Below are 25775 nucleotides of genomic sequence, written 5' to 3' on the forward strand. Positions count from 1 at the left end.
CATGGTTTGGTTAGGAGCGCTTATGTTAATTGCAACGACAACATGGATTGGGTTTGAGTGGAGCAGTCGCTTGGCCAATAGGCCGAAGCATATTAGACAAGTGAAAAATGCATTACAAATCTTAGAAGCAGAAATGATGTATAGTCAATTGCCATTACAGGAAGCTTTTCATGCCATTAAAAAACAAACACCATTTCCCATCCATGCATTTTTTGATCGTCTTTATAAAAATATGCATCAAGAAAGTAAAGACTTTAAAGTCGTTTGGGGCAACAGTTTAGATGAATTAATGGATATTTCCTGTCTAGGAAAAAATGAAAAAGAAATTTTACTGCAATTTGGACAAACACTAGGTCAGCATGATTTTAATCAGCAGCAAAAACATATTTATTTGGCTAGAAGTCATCTCGAACGTGAATTGGAAAATGCCAATGATCAGTATGAAAAATATGGAAGAATGGCAAAAAGTCTAGGTGTGTTGTGCGGTTTATTTATCGTATTACTGCTTCTATAGATGAAAGGAGTTAACCCCAATGTTAACAGACGCTACTATTTTATTTCAGATTGCTGGAATAGGTATTATTGTTGCATTAATCCATACGATTTTAAAACAAATGGGTAAGGAAGAAATAGCACAATTTGCAACTTTGATCGGATTTATCATTGTCCTTGTATTAGTCATTGACGGTTTATCTGAACTATTTCAGCAGATAAAATCTGTATTTCTATTTCAAGGGTAATTACGATGGAGATTTTACAAATTGTAACATTGGGGATAGTTGCTACGTTGCTATTTCTTATTTTAAAAAATGTAAATCAAACCTTTGCTTTCTTCGTTATCTTGATTACGGGAATAATAATTTTCATATCTGTTATACAACAAATTAACAGTATTTTTCAATTGATTAAAACATTAGGTACAAAAGCGCAAGTAGATGGAATGTATTTGGAAACCATCTTAAAAATTATTGGAATTGCCTATATTACTGAGTTAGGGGCAAGTATTACAAAGGATGCGGGTCTTGCATCAGTAGCTAGCAAGATTGAATTAGCAGGTAAAATATTCATTTTGCTTCTAGCTATTCCAATTATTACGGCTGTGATTGAAGCTATTTTAAGGTTTATACCTGCAGCATAGAGTGACAGATGTAAAGGAGACAATGGAGCTTATTATTATCATGATATTTCAACATAGTTCATTAACTTTAAGAAACTTATTTTTAAGAGGGTGTTCAAAAAGTCCGGAAAAATAAACCCATCACATTTCAGCATACGTTATACCGGAATAAATTTTAGCGCGGAAGTTAAAGTGACGGAAGCGGCAATGTATAAGTGAACTACCAGTTACGTGTATACAAGATTTATTCATTAGCTTGTATTTGAAGTCTCAGTAAGCTTTTTGTTCCACTATAGGAAAGTATAAAATTTTTAGGGTTTATAGTATAAGAAAAACTACAGCTTTCGCTAAAGACTTGGCGACAAGCCAAGTTTTTCTAATCAGAAATCATGCTCTTTGAACAATAAACAATACTTGATTTCTATGCTTATCCCGGAAAGGAGCTTTTATCGTGGATGAAATATAAATTTACAATCACATTTATAATTTGTACATTATTCTTTTTCTTTCTGGGGCAAGAGCCGCTTGCAGCAAGTACTTCGGAAGATGACGTACAATCCAGTATATTAGATGAAATATCTTTAGAAGAAGTAGAAAAACACTGGAATAAGATTAGTAAAGAGTATGGTGGCTACATGCCTGAATTAGAAAAAACAAGTGTTTATGAGTTTATTAAGGAACAAGAATCATTTTCATTAAAACATACCCTTATTGGTTTTGTGCAATTTTTGTTCCATGAATTAATAATAAACGGTAAACTATTAGGATTGCTTCTAATGTTAACCTTATTCTCAGTTATCCTGCAGACAATGCAGCATGCATTTGAGGCAAGTACAGTAAGTAAAATTGCCTATTTTGTTGTCTACATCGTACTTATATTCTTAGCATTAAATAGTTTTTATTCTGCTGTAACCTATGCAAATAATGCAATAGACAGTATGAGCAGCTTTATGATTGCATTGTTACCACTCGTTCTTGGCTTAATGGCTTCATTTGGTAATGTTGTAACTGTATCTTTTTTCCATCCGATCATCATTTTTCTGGTTAACTCTGGCGGTTTAATTGTTTCCGCTTTTGTTTTACCTTTATTATTTCTAGCTGCGTTATTGCTAATAGTAAGTAGTCTAAATGAAAATTATCAAGTGACCCACTTAGCAAATTTGTTTAAAAATGTAGGATTAGGCATACTTGGTGTTTTTTTCACTATTTTTCTCAGTGTGATGTCCGTACAGGGAGCTGCCAGTGCTATTCAAGATGGTGTAGCGATGAAAACCGCTAAATTCATCACTGGCAATTTCATTCCAGTAGTCGGTCGAACAATGACGGATGCAGCAGATACTGTATTAAGCGCTTCTTTATTATTAAAAAACGCAGTAGGTATTGTTGGGGTAATTATCATATTATTTATTGCGCTTTTTCCTGCTTTAAAAATCTTTGCCATTGCGATCATTTATAAACTAGCAGCAGCAATATTACAACCGATTGGTGACGGGCCTGTCATTACAACATTAAATACGATTAGTAAATATATCGTCTTTATCCTAGCTTGCCTACTTGCCGTTTCCTTCATGTTTTTTTTAGCAATTGTCATCATTGTAGTAGCAAGTAATCTGACACTGCTTTTACGATAGGGTGATTAACTTGGAAATAGTTATTCAATGGGTGACACAAATTATCATATTTATTTTGCTTGCTACGGTCATTGACTTACTAATACCCGCTACTGCATTAAAAAAATATATTAAGCTAGTCGTTGGCTTTATCCTTATTTTAATTTTATTAAAACCGATTTTTTTCTTGTTTCAAATCGATGTCCAACATGCATTAGAGGCTTCTATATCAAAGCTTGATAGAAATTCACAGCAGGTAGAATCAATGGAAAATTTAATTGAATCACAAAAAAATGAAATAGAAGGGACACAAGATGCATATATTTTAGAACAAATGGCTGTCCAATTAAAACAAATTGCAAAAGAACCACTCAAAAAGAAATTTCAAACAGAAATAAAACATATCGAATTCCGATTTACTCATGAAGGAGAAAACACTTTTGAGAACTTGGATGAAGTCATTGTTTATTTAACCGAATCAAATAATGATGGGGAGGGAGCAGTGAGAGTAGTTGATGATGTTGTAATTTATTCAGACAGCCCAAATACGTCAAAAGAAGATAAGAAGCTTCAGGAAATAGAGGCAGTGCTTAATGAGGTGTGGGAGATGGATAAGAAAAAATTGATACTACAGTGGGAGGGAGGTCCATCTTGAAAGATAAATTTTCAAAGTTATTTCAAAAAGACAATGGAAGCAAGTTTATAAAAAAAAAGGGATATATCCTTATTTTAGCTTTGGTAAGCATTTTGCTTCTGATTATTGGTAATATTTTTTCTTCAACGTTTAAAACAGACAAAGAAGATCAAGTCGGACCAGCCATTGAACAGCCAAATGAACAAGCTGATGAGCGAGCAGAAGAAACAGCTTCCCCAAAAATGAGTACAACATCCGATTTAGAAGAACTGGAGTCCATTTATACAAAGGATTTAGAAGCATTATTAAATAAAATTAAAGGCGTATCAGAAGCTGAAGTAATGGTGAATTTGGAATCAACGAGTATTAAAGTATATGAAAAAAATTTGATAAAGGGACAACAAACAACAGAAGAAACAGATAAAAGCGGTGGCACAAGAGAAATAGAGGAGGAGACCCAAGAAACACAAACCGTATTAGTTAGACAAGGGGAAAAGGAGGTACCCTTACTCGTTCAAACGAAAAAACCAGAAGTACGTGGAGTGTTTGTGGTTGCAAAAGGAACAGATCATGCCACTGTCAAGAAATGGGTAGTTGAAGCCGTTTCCCGAGTGTTGGATGTACCAACACACCGAGTATCCGTAATGCCAAAGAATTAAAAGGAGGAATCAAAATGTTAAAAAAGCAAACAGTTTGGTTATTGACTATGTTGAGTCTTATGATTGTGTTAAGTGTGTATTATATGACTTCTCCAGATAGTGAAGATTTAGCTTATTTGAATGATGGACAAGACAAAGCAAGTAAAAAAGCAGTACCGACTGATTCAGAAGAGGCGGAAGTAGAAGAAATTTCTAACTTAGGTCAGGATGAATTATTTACGACGATTCGCATGGAATTACAGGATAAAAGAAATATGGAAAAAGAGCGACTAACGGATATTGTTGCCTCCAGTTCAGCAAGTGCAGCTGAGAAAGATGAGGCATTAAAAGAAATCGATGCAATGGAAGAAATAGCTTCAAAAGAAAAAATTCTGGAAGAAACGATCGTTGCTTCAGCTAATTATGAAGACGTACTTGTTCGATCAGAAGATGCAAATGTAACAGTCCAAGTAAAAGTCAAAGAGAATTTACCAAAATCCGAAGCAGTTTCCATTATACAAATGGTAAAAGATGAACTCGGTGATAAAAAGGTAAATGTATCCTACGTTCCTTCCGAAGCAAATAAAAAGGAATAGCGTAAAAAATCCGGGCTTTTCCCGGATTTTTTATATCTAGGAAACCTATATCCGATTTTACATGTTGGATATCTTTTCTTAAAAGGTTTTGTCAGGCTTATGCGCTCAAGCTATAGCAAACTTCGCTCCTCCTTCTACGATACGTCAACACTCGGTTCGAATCTAAAGGAAGGCCGACTAAAAGCGGGCTTGTCGCTCAGACGTCGGCATACCCCTGTTGTAAGGGTATATTTTCTTTATCCTGAAAGAGTTGCGGATTTTTCTCATTTCAAAAATGTGTTTATGATATTTGCGAACATGATGAGAAAAACGGCTCCTAAATCCCTAATTCGTTTTGGTCCAGAGCAAAAAAAGGAATAACGACAGCGATACATCGCGATTTTTCAAGGATGTTGATCACAAAGACGTTACAACAGGGCTCGGAAAGTTACCTCAGCGACGCATTGTACACGGAAAAAGGGTTTTCCTTCCTCAAGGACAGAGTATGCTTCAACAGCAAAACACCGCGGTTTTCAAGGACAAGAAAAGCTTCGATAGTGATACACCGCACGTAGAAAAAGCGTTCTTCTTTTTCAAGGACAAGGAAAAACAGCGACAGCGACGCGAAAAGCGCTCCTTGAATGGAAGTTCCCTTTATCTCTTCAGAAGATCTGCCGTTTTTACACAAGCTAATCAAACGCTTCTAGCTTTTGTTCCTGACTAAATTAGTTAATGCTAGTAATCCATAGCTGGTATTTATATTTTTGTCCAATATTTAAATGTCTGTTTTATTCATAAATAGAATAAAGAAAAATTTTTAAAATCATTTTAAATGTCTTTTTTTCCAACAAAGATAAATTAAAAAGAAAACAGTGAAGTAATAGTTAAAAATGGATATTTACTGCAAAACGGTCGTTAATATAATTGGTCACGAACTAATGCTTACAATTTTTTTTGATATGTTCATCTAGTATTAAACCGCTGCAAATGTTCGCTTTCTGAGGTTAAGCTTGGTATAATTAGAACAGACTGATATTACTCGTTACTCCTTCACTTCAGAAAATACCTTGAAGTTTCTTTACTATTTATCGTAAAATATTAAAAGGAGTTATTAGTACCTAATAATAAATTTTGAACAGTATGATGAAGGGGTGCCATATATACATGTTAAATATGCATGAAATACAAGAGATTATAAAGCTGATTGATCAATCATCAATTGAAGAGTTTACTTATGAAGCAAACGGAACAGCGATTTCATTAAAAAAATCAGTAACTCCCCAACTAAGAGTTAATGATATTAAGTCACAAATACAGCCAAATATAGAGCAGCAATCAGAACCGGACAAGCTTTCTGAAGAAAAAGTAGAAAAACCAATACCACAAGAAAAAGCGAAAACTGCATACGATCATGAAATTGTTTCTCCTATGGTTGGTACATTTTATGCTGCCCCATCCCCGGAAAAGGAAAGTTTTGTTACGGTTGGTAGCAAAGTAGAAGAATCAACCGTAGTATGTATCGTTGAGGCGATGAAATTATTCAATGAAATTGAAGCAGAAGTTTGTGGTGAAATTGTAGAAATACTAGTAGAAAATGGCCAGCTTGTCGAGTATGGGCAGCCGTTATTCCGGGTTAGTACAAAGTAAGGGGATGGAGAGTGTGATAAAAAAACTGTTGATTGCAAACAGAGGGGAGATTGCAGTTCGAATCATTCGTGCATGTAAAGAGATGGGGATAGAAACCGTTGCTGTGTATTCACAAGCAGATAGAGATGCATTACATGTGCAAATGGCTGATGAAGCTTATTGTATCGGCCCGACGCAAAGTAAAGATAGCTATCTTAATTTGACGAACATTATGAGTATAGCCACACTTACAGAAGTGGATGCTGTTCATCCAGGATATGGATTTTTAGCCGAGAATGCTGACTTTGCAGAAATTTGCCGTGCATGTAATATTATTTTTATTGGTCCAACTCCTGAAGCAATTCAAAAGATGGGAATTAAGGATGTAGCACGTCAGACAATGGAAGAGGCCAATGTGCCAATTGTTCCAGGATCTAAGGGTATTATTGAGAATGAAAAGGAAGCAAAAGTAATTGCCAGCGAAATTGGCTATCCCGTAATTATTAAGGCGACAGCTGGTGGAGGCGGAAAAGGGATTCGTGTAGCGAGAACGGAAGAAGAATTGCTTAAAGGTATTGAAGTTACGCAGAAAGAAGCCGAAACATCTTTCGGTAATAGAGGGGTTTATATCGAAAAATATATTGAAGATTTTCGTCATGTAGAAATCCAAGTGTTGGCAGATAAGCATGGTAATGTTATTCATCTTGGAGAACGAGATTGTTCCATTCAACGTCGATTACAAAAGTTAGTGGAAGAAGCTCCGTCACCTGCAGTTACTCCAGAAATCAGAAGAAAAATGGGAGAAGCATCTGTAAAGGCTGCGAAAGCAGTGGGGTATGAAGGTGCAGGAACGATTGAATATATATTCGATCGAACAACACATGAATTTTATTTTATGGAAATGAACACCCGAATTCAAGTTGAACATCCTGTAACTGAATTAATCACAGGGATTGATTTAATCAAAGAGCAAATTAAAATCGCCGATAATCAGGAAATATCATTTAGACAATCAGATATTACGTTAGATGGTTGGGCTATCGAGTGTAGAATTAATGCAGAAAATCCGTTTAAAAATTTCATGCCATCTCCGGGTACTATTACGATGTATCTGCCACCGGGGGGACTTGGCGTTCGTGTTGACTCGGCTGTATATTCAGACTATCGAATACCTCCTTATTATGATTCCATGGTAGCAAAACTAATTACGTACGGTAAAACCCGTGAAGAGGCTGTTCATCGTATGAAACGGGCATTAGATGAATTTATCATTGAAGGGGTACATACTACGATTCCCTTTCATCGTTTAATAATGGAGCATCCTGTCTTTTTAAATGGGGATTTCAATACGAAATTTCTTGAAGAAAACCCGATAGTACAAGTTGAAAAGGAATAGAATGTAATACGGACAATCTAAGATTTTGTCCGTTACATATAAAGGAGTGAGCATATGAGTGAACAACCACTATTAAATGTGAGTGATGATAATTTAGGTAAAGTAGAAATTGCACCAGAAGTCATTGAGGTGATTGCTGGAATAGCAGCTTCTGAAGTAGAAGGTCTTTATGCCATGCGGGGCAATTTTGCTTCCGGTGTTGCAGAAAAATTTGGAAAAAAGACCCATAGTAAAGGAGTAAAGGTTGAACTTTCTGATAATGGGATTGTGATCGATTTGTATGTAATTTTACAATTCGGCGTTTCCATTCCGCAAGTAGCTCAATTGCTTCAATCAAATATTAGACAAACGTTAAAGAATATGACCGCATTAGATATTAAAGAAATTAATGTTCATGTGGTTGGAATTCAGATGGATGCTGCGGAAGATGAGGCAGAACCGTATAAATAATTGTACATTTAACCTTTCATACATTGTTTAAAAATGATCCTTTCATGAGGAATACTATTTCCTTGTGAAAGGGTATTTATTTTACTATAGGAAAGTATAAAATTTTAGGGTTTATAGTATAAGAAAAACTATAGCTTTCGCTAAAGACTTGGCGACAAGCCAAGTTTTTCTAATGATAATGGTCTCTCGCTAAGGTTTGTATTAAGGCGAGATGAGAATTCTAAAACATGCTTGTCCAAACAGGAGAATAAAAACTAGAGGTTGACTAGGTTTGGGAGCGTCCTTGAAAAAGAAAACCAAGACTAGCGGAGATGGATATCAATACATAAGCGAAGAAATTTATTAATTATAGGGGCTTTTGAACAACCACTCAAATGGGAATAGCTATATTACGAATCCTTATACTAATTTATAAATAAAGTGAAACTTCATTCAGTAGGAGTTTTCTTCCATCTCCTATTGAATGTTAGTACCACAAGGGTATGACCTAAGACCCTTGAACGAATCGGGCATTTAGGTGCCGTTTTCTTTCACTTAGACCCTTTTGTAACAACTCAGACTCTTAAAGTGGGAGTCTACGGCACCTTACATGCGGGATAAATGCTAGTACCAAATACCCTTGAAACAGTTAGATCGTGTTTCAAGAGTTCGGAGTAAAAGCTGGTAGATAAGGGCTCCTAATCCCGTTAGTCAGTGAAGTAAAATAAGGAAAGCTTCTGGGACGGTAACCAACGGATATATCTGGGATAGGTTAACCCTTAGAATACGGGTTTGCTGAGCAAAAATTTTCTAAAATAAAGCTTTGTTTTTTATCTTTGGACAATCGAAAGTTGGTAATAGCGTTGCAATTAAAATCATGTTATGATTTTGTAAGAGATAAATTAAAGGAGCTACAAAGGAATGAATAGACATCAAGCAAGAGAAAAGGCATTACAATTATTATTCTCCCTTGACATACATGAAGTGAAGTCAATAGAAGATATGGAATATGTAAGTCAAACAGCAACCAAAAATGCCTTTTTAACCATACTCGTTAATGGAGTTATTCAACATAAAGAAGAAATTGATTCATTGCTTACAGCTAAGCTGAAAAATTGGTCCATTGATCGAATAGCTTCGGTCGAAAAGACAATTCTTCGCATGGCGATATTTGAAATAAGCTATGTGGATGATATTCCAACGAGTGTTTCCATCAATGAAGCAATTGAGTTGGCAAATAAGTATGGTGATGATCGATCAGGAAAGTTCATAAATGGAGTACTGTCTAAATTTGTTTAAGTGCGTGTTCAAAAAGAGGTTAAGAAGGACCGATACCGGTTAAGATCCTAACATGCAACACCGACATAGCACGTCCTGCCGATGCGGACTTCGAAGCTCGCAGTTTCCGGGCAGTATAGTAATTTAGATAAAAGCCAGAAACAAATTAATTAAGAAAACTTGGCAAGCGGAATAAAGACAATAGCCTAGTTGCACTTAAACTTAGAACTTAAAACATTTTCACTATATTGAATTAACTTGAGCACTAAAATCTGATGCATTCTAACGTGTGAAGTAATTCAAGGCGTCATTTTTCCGGAATTTTTAAACATCGTTTTTAAAATAATTGAGGGGGTTCTATACATTGACAGCAGAAATTATTGATGGTAAAGGTTTATCACTAGAGCTTAGAAAAGCAATGAAAGAAGAAGTTACCAAGTTGAAAGCGACAGGAATCCATCCTAAGCTTACTGTAGTGTTGGTTGGTAATCATCCTGCTTCAAAGTCGTATGTTAATGGCAAGAAAAAGGCTTGTCATGAAACTGGAATTGATTCGGAGATTTTGGAGTTGTCAACATCAGTTACGGAATCAGAACTGTTGCAACAGATACATAAATTAAATAATGATCCCACAGTACATGGCATACTTGTTCAATTACCACTGCCAGATCATATTCAAGAGCAAAAAGTAATTGAAGCGATTATTCCGGAAAAAGATGTAGATGGGTTTCACCCTGTTAATATAGGAAGAATGATGACAGGGATGGATACGTTTTTACCTTGTACTCCATATGGAATTATCACCATGTTACAATCGAAATCAATTCCAATCAAGGGACAACATGCAGTGGTTATCGGAAGAAGTAATATTGTAGGTAAACCAGTAACCCAATTATTATTAAATCATCATGCAACTGTGACTACTTGTCATTCGAAAACAAAGGATCTTAAAAGTTATACAAAGCAAGCCGATATCTTAATTGTTGCAATTGGAAAAGCACATGTTATTGATGAAAGCTATATTAAAGAAGGCGCAACTGTGATTGATGTCGGAATTAATCGCTTAGATGATGGTACGTTAACAGGTGATGTAGACTATGAAAGCATGAAAGAAAAAGCGGCATACCTTACTCCGGTACCAAGAGGAGTAGGACCAATGACGATAACAATGTTACTAAAGAATACAATTAAAGCGGCAAAAGGGTTCGAGAACCGTGAAAGATAAATATTTAACAGTTACGGCATTAACCAAGTACATTAAGCGGAAAATGGATACAGACCCTCATCTAAGGGAAGTTTGGTTGCGTGGGGAAATATCGAATTTTAAACATCATTCTCGCGGACATATGTATTTAACGATAAAGGATGATCGTTCACGGATTCAAGCAGTGATGTTTGCGGGGAATAACCGATTTTTAAAATTTGTTCCAGAAAATGGAATGAATGTACTGATTAAAGGAGAAATTAGTGTATTTGAAGTGTACGGCCAATATCAACTATACATTCAGCATATGGAACCAGACGGGATAGGAGCACTGTATGTTGCGTATGAGCAGTTAAAAGAAAAATTGCAGAAGAAAGGCTTCTTTGACCAAGCCTATAAAAAGGCGATCCCCCCATTACCGCAGAAAATAGGCATTATCACTTCGCCAACGGGAGCGGCGATACGTGATATTATCACGACCATCAAACGCAGGTATCCAATTGTTAAAATGATTGTACTGCCTGTATTAGTTCAAGGAGAAGCAGCCGCTAATTCCATAAAACAGGCAATAGAAACAGCAAATAAGGTGGGAAATTTTGATCTGTTAATTGTTGCAAGAGGCGGTGGCTCGATTGAAGAGCTATGGAGCTTTAATGAAGAAATAGTAGCAGAAGCCATTTTTCATTCTAAAATTCCGATTATTTCGGCTGTGGGGCATGAAACAGATACAACGATCAGTGATTATGTTGCTGATTTACGCGCACCAACACCAACAGGAGCGGCAGAGCTTGCAGTTCCTTCTAGTAGCGAATTAAAGGACCGAATACTCACGCTAAAGCGAATACTTATAAAAGATATACGTCAAAAAATAAAACAGCAGCGACAGCTATTAATCAAATTACAACAATCCTATGCTTTCCGTTATCCAGGTCAACTTCTAAAACAAAAGGAACAAGAGCTAGATAGAAGGGTAGAGCAATTACAAAAAGCAATGGTCCAAAAAGTAACAGAAAAACGTCAAAACTATCAGCACGTGCATGTACGCCTAGCAACTCAACATCCTGGTAGACAATTAAAAAGAGCAAAACTTCAGCTACAGCAGTTAGCAAAAAGGCATAATTTCGCAATGAAGCAAGTGCAAACAAGTAAACGAGAGGTTTTATATAAGCAAGTAGATAAATTAAGTTTGCTTAATCCGTTAGAGATTATGAAACGGGGTTTTTCGATAGCTTATTCACCATCAGATAAAATTATTAAATCGATCGAACATGTTCATCCAGAGGACATTATTTCTTTAAGAGTTATGGATGGACTGATTACTTGTCATGTTAAGGAAGTGGAGGAGAAAATTTAATTATGGCAGAGAAGGATAAAGAATTGTCATTTGAAGAAGCAATGCAAGAGCTCGAAGAAATTGTGGAAAAGTTGGAGACAGGGGATGTCCCCTTGGAAAAAGCCATTAATTATTATCAAGATGGCATGAAGTTGTCTAAGCTTTGTAATGATAAACTAAATCAAGTAGAAGATAAAATGACAAAAATAATGAACGAACAGGGAGATTTTGATCCATTTCAGATCCAGGAGGAAGAATAGACGTGCAGCTGACGATGAAAGAGTATTTAACAAGCCGAAAGCAACTAATCGATAAAATTTTAGAACAGTATATTGGCTCATTAACTATTCCACAAAATCTGAAGGAATCCATGATGTATTCAGTTGAAGCAGGAGGAAAACGATTAAGACCAATTTTATTAATGGCCAGTTTTGAATCATATCGCGAGGATGCAGCGATAACCTTAAGTTCAGCAGCTGCTCTGGAGATGATTCATACATATTCATTAATCCATGATGATTTACCTGCGATGGATAACGATGATTTTCGTCGTGGCCAGCCTACTAACCATAAGGCTTTTGATGAAGCTACCGCAATCTTAGCTGGGGATGCATTATTAACGTATAGTTTTGAATTAATTGCTAAAGACTCTAAGTTATCGCCAATTCAAAAAGCAAAACTGATTATGCTGTTAGCAGAAGCGAGCGGGCCAAAAGGTATGGTTGCTGGACAAATATTAGATATGCAAGCAGAAGATAAGTCTATTTCCTTAACAGAATTAGAGCAGGTTCACACATTAAAAACCGGTGAACTATTGCGTTTTGCTGTGATTGCGGGTGCGTATCTCGGTGGAGCCACGGAAGAACAAATGACTCATTTAAAAACATTTGCTTACTATTTAGGATTGATCTTTCAAGTACAGGACGATATTTTAGATATAACAGGCGATGAAGCAAAATTAGGTAAGCGGGTAGGCAGTGATGAAGTTAATTTAAAGAGTACATATCCTAAGTTGCTTGGTTTAGATGGTGCTATAGAGAAAAAAGAATGGTATGTAACGAAGGCAAAAGAAGCATTAGAACGAGCAGATATAGCAGGTTCTTTATTAATGGACTTAACGCTGTTTTTTAGTCAACGAGATCATTGAAGAGGATGCAAAAATGTTATCATCGAATTTTTTGTTGGTTTATCCCGTATGTAAGGTGCCGTAAGACTCCCACTTCAAGAGCCTGAGTTGGTATAAAAGGGTTTAAGTGGGAGAAAACGGCACCTAAATACCCTATTCGTTTAACTAACATTCAGTAGGAGATGGAGGAAAACTCCTACTGAATGAAGTTTCACTTTATTTAAACAATAAACGAAAACTATATTTCCCTTGCCGATGCTAAAGATTTTTATGGTGGCTACTTTAGCTTTTTGATAAATTTTAAAGATTGTTGTTGAAAAGCTTAAGTGATTAAATTGTGTAAAAAATAGACTGTTGATTGTTAAGAATTCAAATAGAATTTCAGCCAAAAATATGTTATAATAGATGTAACTGAGGAATGGTGCAGTATTCTAGTCAGTTCTCCGTACCTGAAGGCGAGCCTAAAAATTCGCCAAAGGGCACATCGATGAAGTTCCTTGTGCAGGCTTGGAGCGCCCAGCTTTGGGTCTGTGCTGGGAGTTAAGGTTTTCGGGCGATCCACAAAGGCATGTGGGCGTTGACCCGATTACCGCGGAGGCCCATCTCTGTAGTAAAAGCTAAGCCTAGGTTTTACTATGGAATGGGGTATGAACCTGCAGTAGACGGTAAGGGACACCTGATATGCAGCGTAGCCTGCCTTGAGTGGTGACTGAGGGGATTAGAGTCTAAGTAATAGATTAGGTGGCCACTGATTTGTTACTTTCATCTCTATGAAATCAGCACTGCAAAAGAGGCTAGGGGACGGTTAAGGACTGTTGAGGAAATCTCCTAGACTGTTCGTACGACATTTAAAAGGGATTATAGTGTGGACTAAGTGGTAATCCAGTCTAGCTTTTGGTGACAAAGCTAAGATCGCTTTAAAGGGAAACCGCCTGCGTGGCAACACGGGGTAGCGGTCTGGGAAAACCTACTGGACCTAAGCCGCAGTTTTTACCTTTTAAATGACCATTTCTCCTTACATAGGATAACGATAAATTACATGTAATGAGGTATGAAATGAAACCACAAGTCAAACGTTCGATCAAATTTAGCTTAACTACTGCCGTTATCACATTTGTGTTAGCGGCTATTTTTTCAATTGTTTCTTCTTCCATTATGAGCGAAGTGGTTTGGTCAATTGGACTTATTATTGTATTTGTTATTGTATTAATAGGTGTTGCCTTTGATATGCTTGGTATTGCTTCGACAGCAGCAGATGAAGCACCATTTCATGCAATGGCTGCTGAAAAAGTAACTGGAGCAAAAGAGGCGGTCATCATAATTCGAAATGCCGATAGGTTTGCCAGCTTTTGTAATGACGTGATTGGAGATATATCGGGAATTGTTAGTGGGACAGCTTCTGCTGTCGTAGTATTACAAGTAGCCAATCTTTTAGGTCATGGAGAAGGATCCACGTTACAAATCACAATTTCGGTTTTATTGACAAGTATTGTTGCAGCAATTACAGTTGGTGGTAAGGCATTAGGAAAATATTTTGCCATCCATTCTTCAACGAAAGTAATCTTCTTTGTTGGAAAAGTAGTATCCCTTATTGAAACTAGATTAAAAATAAAAGTATTGCCAAAAAATAAGTAATAAAAGGAATCATTATGGGTAAAAAAAGATTAGATGTATTATTAGTGGAAAAAAAACTTGCTGAGACGAGAGAAAAGGCTAAGCGTTTAATTATGGCTGGCCTTGTTTTTTCTGATCAGGAAAGATTAGATAAACCCGGTATGCAAATCGATGAAGCCGCATCTATAACAGTTAAAGGGAAACCATTTCCTTATGTTGGTCGTGGCGGGTTAAAATTAGAAAAAGCACTAAAAGAATTTGCGATAACCGTAAAGGATAAAATTATCGTTGATGTCGGTTCATCAACTGGCGGATTCACAGATTGTGCTTTACAAAATGGTGCTAAGCTCTGTTATGCAATCGATGTAGGATATAATCAACTGGACTGGAAATTACGAAATGATGATCGTGTTATTGTCATGGAACGAACTAATTTTCGTTATGTTACACCTGATATACTCGAATACGGTAAGCCAAATGTCGCTTCCATCGATGTTTCCTTTATTTCATTACGATTGCTTTTACCTGTATTAAAGCAATTATTAATGGAGGATAGTGACGTGATAGCACTCATTAAACCGCAATTTGAAGCAGGAAAGGAACAGGTTGGTAAAAAAGGAATTGTTCGTGATCCCGCTATCCACCAATCAGTGATTAAGCGTCTCCTAGCTTTTAGTGAATCAGAGGGATACCAAGTTTTAGGGTTAACCTTTTCACCGATTACCGGAGGAGATGGAAATATTGAATTTTTAACTCATTTAGGATGGAAAAAGCAAGCAGTAGTTAATCCGTTTAGCGATAACGTAATAGCATCCATCGTTCATAGAGCGCATAACGAGCTAACGCGTAAGCAAAAGAAGAATGAAGATTAAAGAAACGGAGGCACCCTATGAGTAAAATACAACGACATATTAAAATTCGTGAGTTAATCACAGAAAATGAAATTGAAACGCAAGATGAGCTTGTCGATCGCTTGAAAAATTTAGGTTACAATGTGACACAAGCGACCATTTCCAGAGATATTAAAGAACTGCATCTAATAAAAGTAGCTACTCCAAAAGGGTCATATAAATACAGCTTACCAGCGGATCAACGATTTAATCCGTTGGACAAGCTAAAACGCTTAGTGATGGACGCATTTGTAAAAATTGATCATGCTAGTCATTTTATCGTACTAAAAACCCTTCCTGGTAATGCACAGGCAGTTGGTGCTTTAATCGATCAATTAGACTGGCAAGAGATCATGGGCACGATCTGTGGAGATGATACCTGTTTAATCATTTGTAAAACAGAAGCAGATACATTGACTATTAAAAACCGGTTTATTGAAATGCTGTGATCTAAGAATGGGGGGAATAATGGCGTGTTAACCGAATTATCCATTCAGGATTTTGCCATTATAGATAAGATTTCAATCACATTTCATGAAGGGCTAACGGTATTAACCGGTGAAACAGGCGCCGGGAAATCCATTATTATTGATGCCGTTCAGTTACTTGCTGGAGGTCGTGGTTCTGTTGAGTTTGTAAGGCATGGTGCGAAGAAAGCAGATATCGAAGGACTATTTATCGTTGATGATAAGTCACATCCTATATTTGCGCTTTCCAGACAATACGGAATTGAATATCAGGATCACCAATTTATATTGAGACGAACGATTACTGCAAATGGAAAAAGTATTTGTCGTGTGAACAGTAAATTAGTTACTTTGGGAATTCTTCGTGAATTTGGTAAAACGCTTATTGATATCCATAGTCAGCATGAAACACAGTCTTTGATGGATGAAGATCAACATATTGAATTATTGGATTTATATTGGCCTGATAAAATAGAAAAAGCAAAAAAAGAATACCGAAAGTTTTATGATCAGTTATCTCACTTAAAAAGCCGCTATCAAAGGCTAAGTAAAAATGAACAAGAAACCGCACAACGGCTAGATTTATTACAGTTTCAATTACACGAGTTAGAGCAAGCCCAATTACAGGTGAATGAGGATGAACAGTTGGAAGAAGAGCGAGGAACGCTTATTAATTTTGAGCGAATTTATTCTGCTTTACAAGAAGCCTACAATTCGCTTTATGGCGAACAAAAGGGTCTTGATTGGGTAAGCCAAGCCCAAATAGTTCTCCAAGAAAACAGTAAATTTGATTCAAAAATTGCCGACAAAGCTAATGAAATTGCCGATTATTATTTTGGGTTAGAGGAATTAACGTATGACTTGGGTAATATGATTGAAACCATGCAATATAATCCAGATCGTTTAAATGAAATAGAAGCTCGTCTAAATGAAATAAATCGTTTAAAGAAGAAATATGGTTCAACCGTTACTGAAATGTTAACATATATGGCAAAAATTGAAGAAGAAATCGAAGAAATTAATAATAAGGATTCACATTTATTAAAATTACAAAAACAAATTGAGGAAAAAACAAAAGATGCTTATTTAGAAGCAAAGGAATTACATGATATTCGTCAAGCCGCAGCAAAATCATTAGTCGAAGATATACATGATGAATTAAAAGATCTTTATTTGGAAAAAGCAACCTTTTCCGTACAATTTCAGTCATCAACGCTTCAAGTGGGTGATGAGATAGAACTTCATAAAAATGGAATTGACCAAGTTAGCTTTTTAATTTCCACTAATCCAGGAGAGCCTTTAAAGCAGTTGACTAAAGTTGCTTCTGGGGGAGAACTTTCAAGAATCATGCTGGCTTTAAAAAAAATATTTGCAAAACATCAAGGTGTGACTAGTGTAATTTTCGATGAGGTTGATACAGGTGTTAGCGGCAGGGTTGCCCAAGCAATTGCTGAAAAGATATACTTAATCTCTCAAGAATCACAGGTTTTATGCATAACTCATCTTCCGCAAGTGGCTGCCATGGCTGATACCCATAAGCTAATTGAAAAACAAACAAGTGATGAGCGTACAACGACACATGTAATTGAATTAAAGCCAGAGTCGCAAATTAATGAGCTAGCTCGCATGGTTACAGGAACTAAGCTTACAGAAACTGCTTTAGACCATGCTCGAGAAATGTTGGAGATGGCTGCTAATTTAAAACAAAAGAAGAATAATCTAACGCAAAAAGCCAGAAAATAAGTTATCTGGCTTTTTTTATATGTTAAAAACACTTTCGTGGAATTATTAAAAATTTTAAGCTATTAGTATAACTGATGAATAAACAGTTTCCCTTAGTATAATAAGCATACATATCTAGATAACCCTCTTTCATACCAAGACTATACATTTATGATTATCCATTAATGAAGGTAATGTTATACAGGACTGCTTAAGTTTCACCAGTTTAAAACGATATCGATTAGCTCAAATTAAAAGTACAGAAAAACAAAAGTGGATGGGTTTAGAAAAGAGGAGAGTGAATGAATTGAATGGCAAGAAAAATAAAAAAATACAGTTTGGCATAGCCTTCTTGGTAATAATTGCCTTATTCGCATTTCCTTTTTTTGCTCCACTAAGTTTCCAAACAGAAAATCCCTCATCTCCATGGAACAATGAAATAACTGCTGTTAATGATGGTTCTTTAAATAAATCCTTATCCAGTACAAATTCATCGGACAATCTACCGTTGTTTTATGAAATGGCTGGCCTGCCTCTAAAGCAAGCTACTGCAGAAGTGAGAGATGATCTTAAAGTAATTCCTGGTGGTCAATCAATTGGGGTTCAGCTTCAAACAAAAGGGGTATTAGTCGTTGGCCATCATTTAGTCAACGGAAAAGCTGGCGAAACTTCTCCTGGTGAAAAAGCAGATATAAAAGTAGGAGATGTTATTTTAGAAATCAATGGCAATAAAATTAAAACGATGAATGATGTAAGACCATTTATTGAACAAGCTGGAAAAGCAAATCATACTTTAGATGTGAAAATAAAGCGTGGTAAAAAGACAATCTCCACTGAATTAAAGCCAGCTTTAGATCAAGATGAAAAAGATTATAAAATTGGCTTATATATTCGTGATTCAGCAGCTGGAATTGGAACAATGACTTTTTATGAACCAAATTCAGGGAAATATGGGGCTCTGGGTCATGTGATTTCTGATATGGATACGAAAAAGCCAATTGAAATTAACAATGGTGCAATTGTTCGCTCCTCCGTAACTTCCATTGAAAAAGGCAACAATGGTATCCCAGGTGAGAAGCAAGCAAAATTCTCACCTGTTGATGATAAGATTGGTTCGATTAATAAAAATACTCCCTTTGGAATATTTGGTGAATTAAACAAAAAACTGGATAATTTTCGAAAGCCAATGCCAATTGCTCTATCACATGAGGTAAAAGAAGGACCGGCAAAGATATTAACGGTTCTGGAAGGAGAAAAAGTGGAAGAATACGATATAGAAATTGTTAGTACCGTTCCTCAAAAGATGCCAGCAACAAAAGGTATGGTTATTCAAATTAAAGACAAGGAATTATTAAACAAAACAGGGGGTATCGTGCAAGGTATGAGTGGGAGCCCTATTATTCAGAATGGCAAAATCATTGGAGCTGTAACTCATGTATTTGTTAATGATCCAATTTCAGGATATGGGGTCCATATTGAATGGATGCTAGAGGATGCAGGGATTAATATTTATAAAGAGAAAGATCAAGCAAATAAAGTAAGTTAAAAACGCGACTTGTATTGGATTTCTTCCAATTCAAGTCCTTTTTTCGATATTTTTATTGTTATTTTTATATTATTGTGACTTATGGTCATTTTTTTGATAATAACAAATATGATATAATGATAAGCAATAAATAATTTTCGACAAATTTGTCTATATTTATCGAAATGTATCGTAATTTATAGTAAAACAGAGAAAACAGAAGTAAACTTCAAAAAAACCAAAGTTTTTTAAATAAAAAAAGGATATTTGTGATTTGTGTAGAATATGTAAAATAGTGAAAAGTTATGTATTACATAAAAGGAGGAACTTTAGTGGAAAAGATTTCAGTTTGTCTTGTTGATGATAACCGTGAATTAATTCACCTGATGGAAGATTATTTTGGAGAACAAGAAGATATTGAAGTAGTTGGGACGGCTTTTAATGGCAGAGATTGTTTGACCATGCTCGAGGATGTAGAACCAGATGTTTTAGTTTTGGATATTATTATGCCTCATGTCGATGGTTTAGCTGTATTAAACACGATTCGTTCTTCAGGAACAAAAATTCCCCATGTAATTATGCTCACAGCGTTCGGACAAGAAGAAGTAATGAAAAAGGCGGTTGACCTCGGAGCAGCCTATTTTATTTTAAAACCATTTGATTTAGATAATTTAGCAGATCAAATTAGACAGGCACAAAGTATTGTACATTCCAGTGTCGTATCAAAAGTGCAGCGAAAAGAGAAAAAGAAGCAAGATCTTGAAGCAAGTATTACAAATATTATTCATGAGATCGGCGTACCAGCACATATTAAAGGATATATGTATTTAAGAGAAGCAATTACAATGGTTTACAATGATATCGAGTTGTTAGGTTCCATTACGAAAGTATTATACCCAGATATAGCTAAAAAATATAACACGACTGCTTCTCGTGTAGAACGTGCTATCCGTCATGCCATTGAAGTAGCATGGAGCAGAGGAAATATTGATTCGATTTCTGCTTTATTTGGGTATACGATTAGTATAACGAAAGCAAAACCGACCAATTCAGAATTTATTGCAATGGTTGCTGATCATCTTCGCTTAGAACATAAAGCGAGTTAACTATTGAGATTTTGGAATGGGAAAAATTACAAGCATTTGGCTAATATTTATCCCGCATGTAAGGTGCCGTAAGTCTTCCACGTTAAGAGCCTCGAGTTGATACAAAAGGGTCTAAGTGTGAGAAAACGGCACCTAAATGCCCGATTTCTTGGGAAAAGCATTCCAAGAAATGAAGTTTCACTTTATAAATCTGTATTTGCGTTAGTATGAGTTCAATCTTTTTTATAAATACTGGCGTTTTTTGAAAAATGCTCTTCTTTATCGGATTTAGCTAAGTTTCGGATAAGGAAGGGCAAATAATGTTAAAACGTACTTATACATCAATCTTATTTTATAATTAAAACATATCCTCCTCATAGGGAGGATATGTTAGTTCTAATCAAAGAAGGTATGATATAATGACTTGACCGCTCTATCCAAATCTTCTGCTTTTATTCCAAACATCATAGAAACTTCGGATGAACCTTGGTTGATCATTTCAATATTTACATTCGCACTAGAGATTGCAGCGGTTGCTTTTTGTGCCACTCCAATTGTCCTTACTAGACCTTCACCAACTACCATAATCATAGCTAGGTTACGATGAATTGAGATTAAATCAGGATTTAATTCATTTTGAATTCGCTCCATCACTAGCTTTTCTTTTTCTAGTGGTAAATTACTTTCTCTAATAATTACGGACATATCATCAATACCAGAAGGAGCATGTTCAAATGAAATACCTTCATCCTCCAAAATTGCAAACAATTTTCGTCCAAAACCAATTTCCTTGTTCATTAAATATTTACTAATATAAATACTGCAAAATCCTGTATCACTTGCAATCCCAACAACACATTTTTCACTCGGTTTTTTTTCTGAGACAATCAATGTACCGGGTGCTTTTGGATTATTTGTATTTTTTATACATACAGGGATTTCCTCTTTAAATGCCGGTATCAGAGCTTCATCGTGAAAAACCGAAAAACCCGCATATGACAATTCGCGCATTTCTTTATAAGTTAAGGTTGTAATTCTTTTAGGTTTTTCGATATAGGCTGGATTAACAGAATACACGCAATCAACATCTGTATAGTTTTCATACAGATCTGCCTTAATTCCGGCAGCAATGATAGAACCTGTTATATCTGATCCACCTCTAGAAAAGGTATTTAATTGTCCTTTCTTGGTATAGCCAAAAAAACCAGGAATAACTAAAATATCTTCGGCGGTTCGCAAGTTGTAAATTTTCGGAAAACTTTCAGGTAAAATCCTTGCATTTCCCGGATTATTGCTTACAATTATTCCAACTTCCTTCGGGTTTATATAGCGTGCCGGTATTCCAATTGAAGAAAGATAAGCGCTAAGGATTTTAGCTGAACTATTCTCACCGATTGCTTTTAAAGCTTCTAATTTCTCCAATGGAGTTACATCCATATGTAATACATTTTCGATCGTTTGGTTTATTTCTTTCAAAATCGTTCCACCTAGCTCTAATTCTTCAACAATTTCAGTAAATCGCTTCATAACAGGCTCAATATATTCTGCTGTTGGACGGTGTTTTCTGCTTATTTCACCAAGTTCGATAAGCATGTCCGTAATCTTTTTATCATTTTTGAACCTTTTTCCTGGTGCGGAGACGACAATGAATTTTCTTTGAGGGTCAGCTTTTACAATGTTGCCTACCTTTTTTATTTGCCCTGCACTGGCAACAGAACTCCCCCCAAACTTTGTTACTTTCACGAGAATTCCTCCTGCTTTTATTTTTATTTTACATCATATCACAAATTCAGTTTTTTTTGTACGTTAAGTTTAAGTATAAAATTTTAACGAAGCAGTTTATTCGACGCAGTAAAAATTTTTAGGTGTGAAGTATAAGTGCAACTAGTCTATTTCCTTATGAGATATGTGAGGAACTAGCCAGTTTACTAATACGTTACGATAAATAAAAAGATGAGGATTTTATTCCCCATCTGCGTAACAGTTTCGTCTACCTTGTTTAGTTTTTTGTTGCTTGCGATCTCGATGGACAATAAACCCACCAATAAAAGCCAATCCGGCAAGAAACAAAATTAAGCCAACTATAAATTGTACACTGCTATGTAAAAACATTGGATAAAACGAAGTAAATAATGAATCTCTCATTAACTTAATCCCAATGGCAGCGATTACACCAGGTATAAATAGTATAATAATAGCAATAATTCTAATCAATTATTTATTCTCCTTCCATTCATGGGAATTTAGTTCTCATGGATGGTCAGTATTAAGCATGAAAACTGTTAGAATACAACGGATTCTCATTAAGTATAGCAAAAATATCACTAAAAAGAAATAAACGGTTATTGCATTAACTTGCAGACTAACGTATGATAAAACTACGCAAAAAAATGCAAGGTGGGATGAAATGAAGCGTGTACTCATTGTTGGAGCCGGAAAAGGGGGAAGTGCTTTATTAAATATTTTAAATGCAACGAACATACTGGAGATCGTGGCAATGATAGATATAAATTGTAATGCGCCCGGGTTAAAGCTTGCGAAAAAGCAAAACATTCCTACAGATAATCAATGGAAATCGTGGATTGATAAAAATATTGATATTGTAATTGAAGCTACTGGTGATGAACAAGTATTTCAAGCTTTATTGGAGCATAGAAGCCGTAAGACTGTTGTCATACCAGGAACTGTGGCTTATATTATTTCAGAGCTGTTTGATGAAAAACAGGAGCTATTGGAGGAAGTTGAGCTACAGATGCGTAATCAAGCACTGATTTTAAATAATATTCGCGATGGAATGATTGTCGTAAATAATCAAGGAATCATTACGTTTATTAATAAAAGTGCGGAAGAAATTATGGAATTAAAAAAACGTGAGTGTGAGGGAAAATCAATTGAGACAATTATTACTAATACTCATTTACCAGAAATATTACGAAATCGAAGACGAGAAGTAAATCAAAAGCTTACCTTAGAAAATGGCAAGCAAATTATTACTACAAGGATTCCCATTATAAATGCTGATAACCTGTTATTAGGTGCCTTTGCAGTATTTAAAGATATTACCGAAGTTGTTAAATTAGCGGAAGAAAACACGGATTTAAAAGAAATTAAAACGATGTTAGAAGCCATTATTTATTCCTCAGATGAAGCAATCAGTGTTGTAGATGAACAAGGACTTGGAATGATGATTAACCCAGCATATACTCGGATTACCGGTTTGACAGAGGAAGATGTCATTGGCAAGCCCGCGACAACTGATATCTCAGAAGGCGAAAGTATACATATGCGAGTCCTACAAACGAGAAGAGCAGTAAGAGGAGCGACACTAAAGGTTGGGCCAGCTAAGAAAGAAGTCTATGTCAATGTCGCCCCAGTGATCGTTGACGGAAAATTAAAAGGCAGTGTTGGGGTAATTCATGACATTTCAGAAGTTCAAGCATTAACAAGTGAATTAAAACGCGCCAGACAAATTATTCGTAATTTAGAAGCTAAATATACATTTGATGATATTATAGGAAAATCCCCTGAAATGAAAATAGCATTGGAACAGGCGAAAGTAGGAGCAAGAACACCTGCAACGGTTTTACTTCGTGGTCAATCCGGAACTGGTAAAGAGTTATTTGCCCATGCGATTCATCATGAAAGTGATCGCAAGCATCATAAGTTTATTAGGGTTAATTGTGCTGCTATAGCTGAATCTATTTTGGAAAGCGAACTGTTTGGCTATGAAGACGGGGCTTTTTCAGGAGCAAGGCGGGGAGGAAAGAAAGGCCTGTTTGAAGAAGCGAATAATGGAAGTATCTTTTTAGATGAGATTGGGGAATTATCTTTAAATATGCAAGCGAAACTACTTCGTGTTCTGCAGGAAAATGAAATTGTACGAGTTGGTGGAACCAATCCAATTGCTATAAATGTTCGTATTATTGCTGCAACCAATGTAAACTTAGAAAAAGCAATTATGAAAAAGACATTTCGTGAAGATTTATATTATCGATTAAGTCGCTTGCCGATCTATATACCATCACTTAAAGAACGATTATCCGATTTGCCTTTATTGGCAAACCACATTATTTTAAAGATTAATCAAGATTATGGAAGAGACGTACAATATATTTCGGAAAAAGCGTTAACTGCATTAAAAGAATATCACTGGCCAGGAAATATTCGAGAATTGGAAAATGTAATAGGCCGGGCAATGATTTATATGGGGTTACATGAAAAAACAATTGAACAAAAACATCTCCCCGATCTTACATTAAATCATTCTCAACAACATGGTGAAACAGTTGTTTTAACTACTACAGAACCTTTACAAACAGCAGTAGAGAAATATGAAAAGAACTATATAAAGAAGGTGTATGAGCAAAACAATTATAATAAGACGAAAACGGCAAAGCAACTGCAAATTTCCATACGAAATTTATATTATAAATTAGAAAAATATCAGCTCGCAAAAGGTGGCAGGCAATGATTTGCAAGGTAATGCAAAATGTTGCAAACTAACACGACTGAAATGAAGCGCTTTCAATAATGGTGTTTTGGCATACTATTTGCTTAAATAAGTAGTGGAGGTATCAAGGAGGGCAAAATGAAGTGTTTAGCAGAACTAAAAGAAAAAGCAAAAGAAGGACAAAAGCAAATTGTTTCTGTTGCAAATGCAGCAGATAAAGACGTACTGCAAGCCGTTAAAATGGGATTAGAAGAAGATCTGTGTGACTTTTTACTAATTGGCAATGAAGGGAAAATAAAAAAACTCGCAAAAGAAGTAGCTCTTGCTTTCCATAAATGGGGAGATCGAGTTATTATTCAACATGCCGAAACGAAAGCTGATATTGCTAGAACAGCTGTCTTAGCTTTGCATGAGAATAAAGCAACTATTTTAATGAAAGGGTATATACCTACAAAGGATGTTTTACAAGCAGTACTCGATAAAGAATACGGTTTGCGCTCAGGAAAGATTTTATCTCATGTAGCTTTATTTGAAGTACCAAATCAAAAAAAACTTGTGTTTTTAACCGATGCAGCGATGAATATTAGCCCAGATATAAAGCAAAAGGTTGCAATTATAAACAATGCGGTTAACGTAGCTCATAGTATAGGTTTGGAATTACCTAAAGTTGCTGCCGTTACTCCTGTAGAAATGGTTAACCCGGATATTCCGTCTACAGTTGATGCCGCTTTGTTAACACAAATGCAGCGGAGAGGGCAAATCCAAGGTTGTTTGGTAGACGGTCCGTTAGCATTTGATAATGCTGTATCTGTAAAAGCTGCTAAACAAAAGCAGGTATCTTCAGATGTAGCCGGACAGGCAGACATACTCCTTGCTTCTTCCATCGAAGCAGGAAATGTACTGTATAAATCATTTGTTTATTACGCAAAGGCAAAGGTAGCTGCCATTATTAGCGGTGCAAAAGCGCCGATTATTTTAACATCACGGGCAGATTCTGCTGAAAGTAAACTTTATTCGCTCTCTTTAGCCATCATGACAACAAAAAATGGGGGATAA

26 protein-coding genes are annotated in these 25775 nt (G+C 35.8%); 24 read left to right on the top strand and 2 right to left on the bottom strand.

Annotation, left to right across the window (positions count from 1 at the left end; translation table 11 throughout):
- Position 1: 1 nt before the first annotated feature.
- From spoIIIAB to spo0A, 22 genes are all read left to right on the top strand, one after another.
- Positions 2 to 514 (top strand): stage III sporulation protein SpoIIIAB, encoded by a 513-nt coding sequence (spoIIIAB, locus tag KQI21_RS00145; RefSeq protein ID WP_216481999.1) that lies wholly within the window; start codon positions 2 to 4, stop codon positions 512 to 514.
- 19 nt (positions 515 to 533) lie between these two features.
- On the top strand, positions 534 to 740 hold the full coding sequence (gene spoIIIAC, locus KQI21_RS00150; protein ID WP_077320811.1) for a stage III sporulation protein AC: 207 nt from the start codon (positions 534 to 536) through the stop codon (positions 738 to 740).
- Positions 741 to 745: 5 nt separating this feature from the next.
- The gene (spoIIIAD, locus tag KQI21_RS00155; RefSeq protein ID WP_216482000.1) at positions 746 to 1138 is read left to right on the top strand and encodes a stage III sporulation protein AD; all 393 of its coding nucleotides are present in this window, start codon (positions 746 to 748) and stop codon (positions 1136 to 1138) included.
- Positions 1139 to 1572: 434 nt separating this feature from the next.
- A complete protein-coding gene (spoIIIAE, locus tag KQI21_RS00160) occupies positions 1573 to 2748 on the top strand; it encodes a stage III sporulation protein AE (protein WP_216482001.1) in 1176 nt (391 codons plus the stop codon).
- A gap of 1 nt (position 2749) precedes the next feature.
- Positions 2750 to 3382, top strand: a complete 633-nt coding sequence (gene spoIIIAF, locus KQI21_RS00165) for a stage III sporulation protein AF (protein WP_309245484.1) — start codon at positions 2750 to 2752, stop codon at positions 3380 to 3382.
- On the top strand, positions 3379 to 4020 hold the full coding sequence (gene spoIIIAG, locus KQI21_RS00170; RefSeq protein ID WP_216482003.1) for a stage III sporulation protein AG: 642 nt from the start codon (positions 3379 to 3381) through the stop codon (positions 4018 to 4020). The genes spoIIIAF and spoIIIAG overlap by 4 nt, the downstream gene beginning before the upstream one ends.
- Before the next feature lie 14 nt (positions 4021 to 4034).
- On the top strand, positions 4035 to 4595 hold the full coding sequence (locus tag KQI21_RS00175; RefSeq protein WP_216482004.1) for a SpoIIIAH-like family protein: 561 nt from the start codon (positions 4035 to 4037) through the stop codon (positions 4593 to 4595).
- 484 nt (positions 4596 to 5079) lie between these two features.
- On the top strand, positions 5080 to 5298 hold the full coding sequence (locus tag KQI21_RS00180) for a hypothetical protein (RefSeq protein WP_216482005.1): 219 nt from the start codon (positions 5080 to 5082) through the stop codon (positions 5296 to 5298).
- Positions 5299 to 5738: 440 nt separating this feature from the next.
- Positions 5739 to 6221 carry an acetyl-CoA carboxylase biotin carboxyl carrier protein gene (accB, locus tag KQI21_RS00185; RefSeq protein ID WP_216482006.1) on the top strand — a complete coding sequence of 161 codons (483 nt, stop codon included), beginning with the start codon at positions 5739 to 5741 and terminating at the stop codon, positions 6219 to 6221.
- A gap of 13 nt (positions 6222 to 6234) precedes the next feature.
- On the top strand, positions 6235 to 7596 hold the full coding sequence (accC, locus tag KQI21_RS00190) for an acetyl-CoA carboxylase biotin carboxylase subunit (protein WP_216482007.1): 1362 nt from the start codon (positions 6235 to 6237) through the stop codon (positions 7594 to 7596).
- A 54-nt stretch (positions 7597 to 7650) separates the two neighbouring features.
- Positions 7651 to 8046: an Asp23/Gls24 family envelope stress response protein gene (locus KQI21_RS00195; protein WP_216482008.1), complete on the top strand. Its 396-nt coding sequence runs from the start codon at positions 7651 to 7653 to the stop codon at positions 8044 to 8046.
- Between the two features lie 900 nt (positions 8047 to 8946).
- Positions 8947 to 9324: a transcription antitermination factor NusB gene (gene nusB / locus KQI21_RS00200; RefSeq protein WP_216482009.1), complete on the top strand. Its 378-nt coding sequence runs from the start codon at positions 8947 to 8949 to the stop codon at positions 9322 to 9324.
- A gap of 343 nt (positions 9325 to 9667) precedes the next feature.
- A complete protein-coding gene (folD, locus tag KQI21_RS00205) occupies positions 9668 to 10528 on the top strand; it encodes a bifunctional methylenetetrahydrofolate dehydrogenase/methenyltetrahydrofolate cyclohydrolase FolD (RefSeq protein ID WP_216482010.1) in 861 nt (286 codons plus the stop codon).
- Positions 10518 to 11861: an exodeoxyribonuclease VII large subunit gene (gene xseA, locus KQI21_RS00210; RefSeq protein WP_216482011.1), complete on the top strand. Its 1344-nt coding sequence runs from the start codon at positions 10518 to 10520 to the stop codon at positions 11859 to 11861. Before folD ends, xseA begins: the two co-directional genes overlap by 11 nt.
- A 2-nt stretch (positions 11862 to 11863) precedes the next feature.
- On the top strand, positions 11864 to 12100 hold the full coding sequence (locus KQI21_RS00215) for an exodeoxyribonuclease VII small subunit (RefSeq protein WP_216482012.1): 237 nt from the start codon (positions 11864 to 11866) through the stop codon (positions 12098 to 12100).
- 2 nt (positions 12101 to 12102) lie between these two features.
- Positions 12103 to 12987: a polyprenyl synthetase family protein gene (locus KQI21_RS00220; RefSeq protein ID WP_309245485.1), complete on the top strand. Its 885-nt coding sequence runs from the start codon at positions 12103 to 12105 to the stop codon at positions 12985 to 12987.
- Positions 12988 to 14022: 1035 nt separating this feature from the next.
- On the top strand, positions 14023 to 14601 hold the full coding sequence (locus tag KQI21_RS00225) for a hypothetical protein (protein ID WP_216482013.1): 579 nt from the start codon (positions 14023 to 14025) through the stop codon (positions 14599 to 14601).
- Between the two features lie 14 nt (positions 14602 to 14615).
- Entirely contained in the window at positions 14616 to 15452 is an 837-nt protein-coding gene (locus KQI21_RS00230) for a TlyA family RNA methyltransferase (protein ID WP_253291217.1), read from the top strand.
- 17 nt (positions 15453 to 15469) lie between these two features.
- On the top strand, positions 15470 to 15919 hold the full coding sequence (gene ahrC, locus KQI21_RS00235; protein WP_216482014.1) for a transcriptional regulator AhrC/ArgR: 450 nt from the start codon (positions 15470 to 15472) through the stop codon (positions 15917 to 15919).
- Between the two features lie 24 nt (positions 15920 to 15943).
- On the top strand, positions 15944 to 17680 hold the full coding sequence (recN, locus tag KQI21_RS00240; RefSeq protein WP_216482015.1) for a DNA repair protein RecN: 1737 nt from the start codon (positions 15944 to 15946) through the stop codon (positions 17678 to 17680).
- A 256-nt stretch (positions 17681 to 17936) separates the two neighbouring features.
- Positions 17937 to 19205 carry a SpoIVB peptidase gene (gene spoIVB / locus KQI21_RS00245; RefSeq protein ID WP_216482016.1) on the top strand — a complete coding sequence of 423 codons (1269 nt, stop codon included), beginning with the start codon at positions 17937 to 17939 and terminating at the stop codon, positions 19203 to 19205.
- A 311-nt stretch (positions 19206 to 19516) separates the two neighbouring features.
- Positions 19517 to 20290, top strand: a complete 774-nt coding sequence (spo0A, locus tag KQI21_RS00250) for a sporulation transcription factor Spo0A (protein ID WP_216482017.1) — start codon at positions 19517 to 19519, stop codon at positions 20288 to 20290.
- Between the two features lie 375 nt (positions 20291 to 20665).
- On the opposite strand, the gene KQI21_RS00255 is transcribed toward spo0A, so the two are convergent.
- Positions 20666 to 22012: an aspartate kinase gene (locus KQI21_RS00255; protein WP_216482018.1), complete on the bottom strand. Its 1347-nt coding sequence runs from the start codon at positions 22010 to 22012 to the stop codon at positions 20666 to 20668.
- A gap of 219 nt (positions 22013 to 22231) precedes the next feature.
- Positions 22232 to 22483 carry a DUF2627 domain-containing protein gene (locus KQI21_RS00260; RefSeq protein WP_216482019.1) on the bottom strand — a complete coding sequence of 84 codons (252 nt, stop codon included), beginning with the start codon at positions 22481 to 22483 and terminating at the stop codon, positions 22232 to 22234.
- Positions 22484 to 22676: 193 nt separating this feature from the next.
- Between KQI21_RS00260 and KQI21_RS00265 the strand changes: the two genes are divergently transcribed.
- Positions 22677 to 24740 carry a sigma-54 interaction domain-containing protein gene (locus KQI21_RS00265; protein ID WP_216482020.1) on the top strand — a complete coding sequence of 688 codons (2064 nt, stop codon included), beginning with the start codon at positions 22677 to 22679 and terminating at the stop codon, positions 24738 to 24740.
- Between the two features lie 117 nt (positions 24741 to 24857).
- A complete protein-coding gene (yqiS, locus tag KQI21_RS00270) occupies positions 24858 to 25775 on the top strand; it encodes a phosphate butyryltransferase (protein WP_216482021.1) in 918 nt (305 codons plus the stop codon).

It is taken from the genome of Virgibacillus proomii (genome assembly GCF_018916875.1).
Classification (GTDB): Bacteria; Bacillota; Bacilli; order Bacillales; family Amphibacillaceae; genus Virgibacillus; species Virgibacillus proomii_B.

Coding starts and splice junctions, on each gene's coding strand:
- spoIIIAB (WP_216481999.1), top strand. CDS start 2: ATGGTTTGGTTAGGAGCGCTTATGTTAATTGCAACGACAACATGGATT.
- spoIVB (WP_216482016.1), top strand. CDS start 17,937: ATGGGTTTAGAAAAGAGGAGAGTGAATGAATTGAATGGCAAGAAAAAT.
- spoIIIAE (WP_216482001.1), top strand. CDS start 1,573: ATGAAATATAAATTTACAATCACATTTATAATTTGTACATTATTCTTT.
- KQI21_RS00195 (WP_216482008.1), top strand. CDS start 7,651: ATGAGTGAACAACCACTATTAAATGTGAGTGATGATAATTTAGGTAAA.
- ahrC (WP_216482014.1), top strand. CDS start 15,470: ATGAGTAAAATACAACGACATATTAAAATTCGTGAGTTAATCACAGAA.
- KQI21_RS00265 (WP_216482020.1), top strand. CDS start 22,677: ATGAAGCGTGTACTCATTGTTGGAGCCGGAAAAGGGGGAAGTGCTTTA.
- yqiS (WP_216482021.1), top strand. CDS start 24,858: ATGAAGTGTTTAGCAGAACTAAAAGAAAAAGCAAAAGAAGGACAAAAG.
- spoIIIAD (WP_216482000.1), top strand. CDS start 746: ATGGAGATTTTACAAATTGTAACATTGGGGATAGTTGCTACGTTGCTA.
- KQI21_RS00215 (WP_216482012.1), top strand. CDS start 11,864: ATGGCAGAGAAGGATAAAGAATTGTCATTTGAAGAAGCAATGCAAGAG.
- accB (WP_216482006.1), top strand. CDS start 5,739: ATGTTAAATATGCATGAAATACAAGAGATTATAAAGCTGATTGATCAA.
- KQI21_RS00175 (WP_216482004.1), top strand. CDS start 4,035: ATGTTAAAAAAGCAAACAGTTTGGTTATTGACTATGTTGAGTCTTATG.
- KQI21_RS00225 (WP_216482013.1), top strand. CDS start 14,023: ATGAAACCACAAGTCAAACGTTCGATCAAATTTAGCTTAACTACTGCC.
- nusB (WP_216482009.1), top strand. CDS start 8,947: ATGAATAGACATCAAGCAAGAGAAAAGGCATTACAATTATTATTCTCC.
- spoIIIAC (WP_077320811.1), top strand. CDS start 534: ATGTTAACAGACGCTACTATTTTATTTCAGATTGCTGGAATAGGTATT.
- KQI21_RS00180 (WP_216482005.1), top strand. CDS start 5,080: ATGCTTCAACAGCAAAACACCGCGGTTTTCAAGGACAAGAAAAGCTTC.
- KQI21_RS00230 (WP_253291217.1), top strand. CDS start 14,616: ATGGGTAAAAAAAGATTAGATGTATTATTAGTGGAAAAAAAACTTGCT.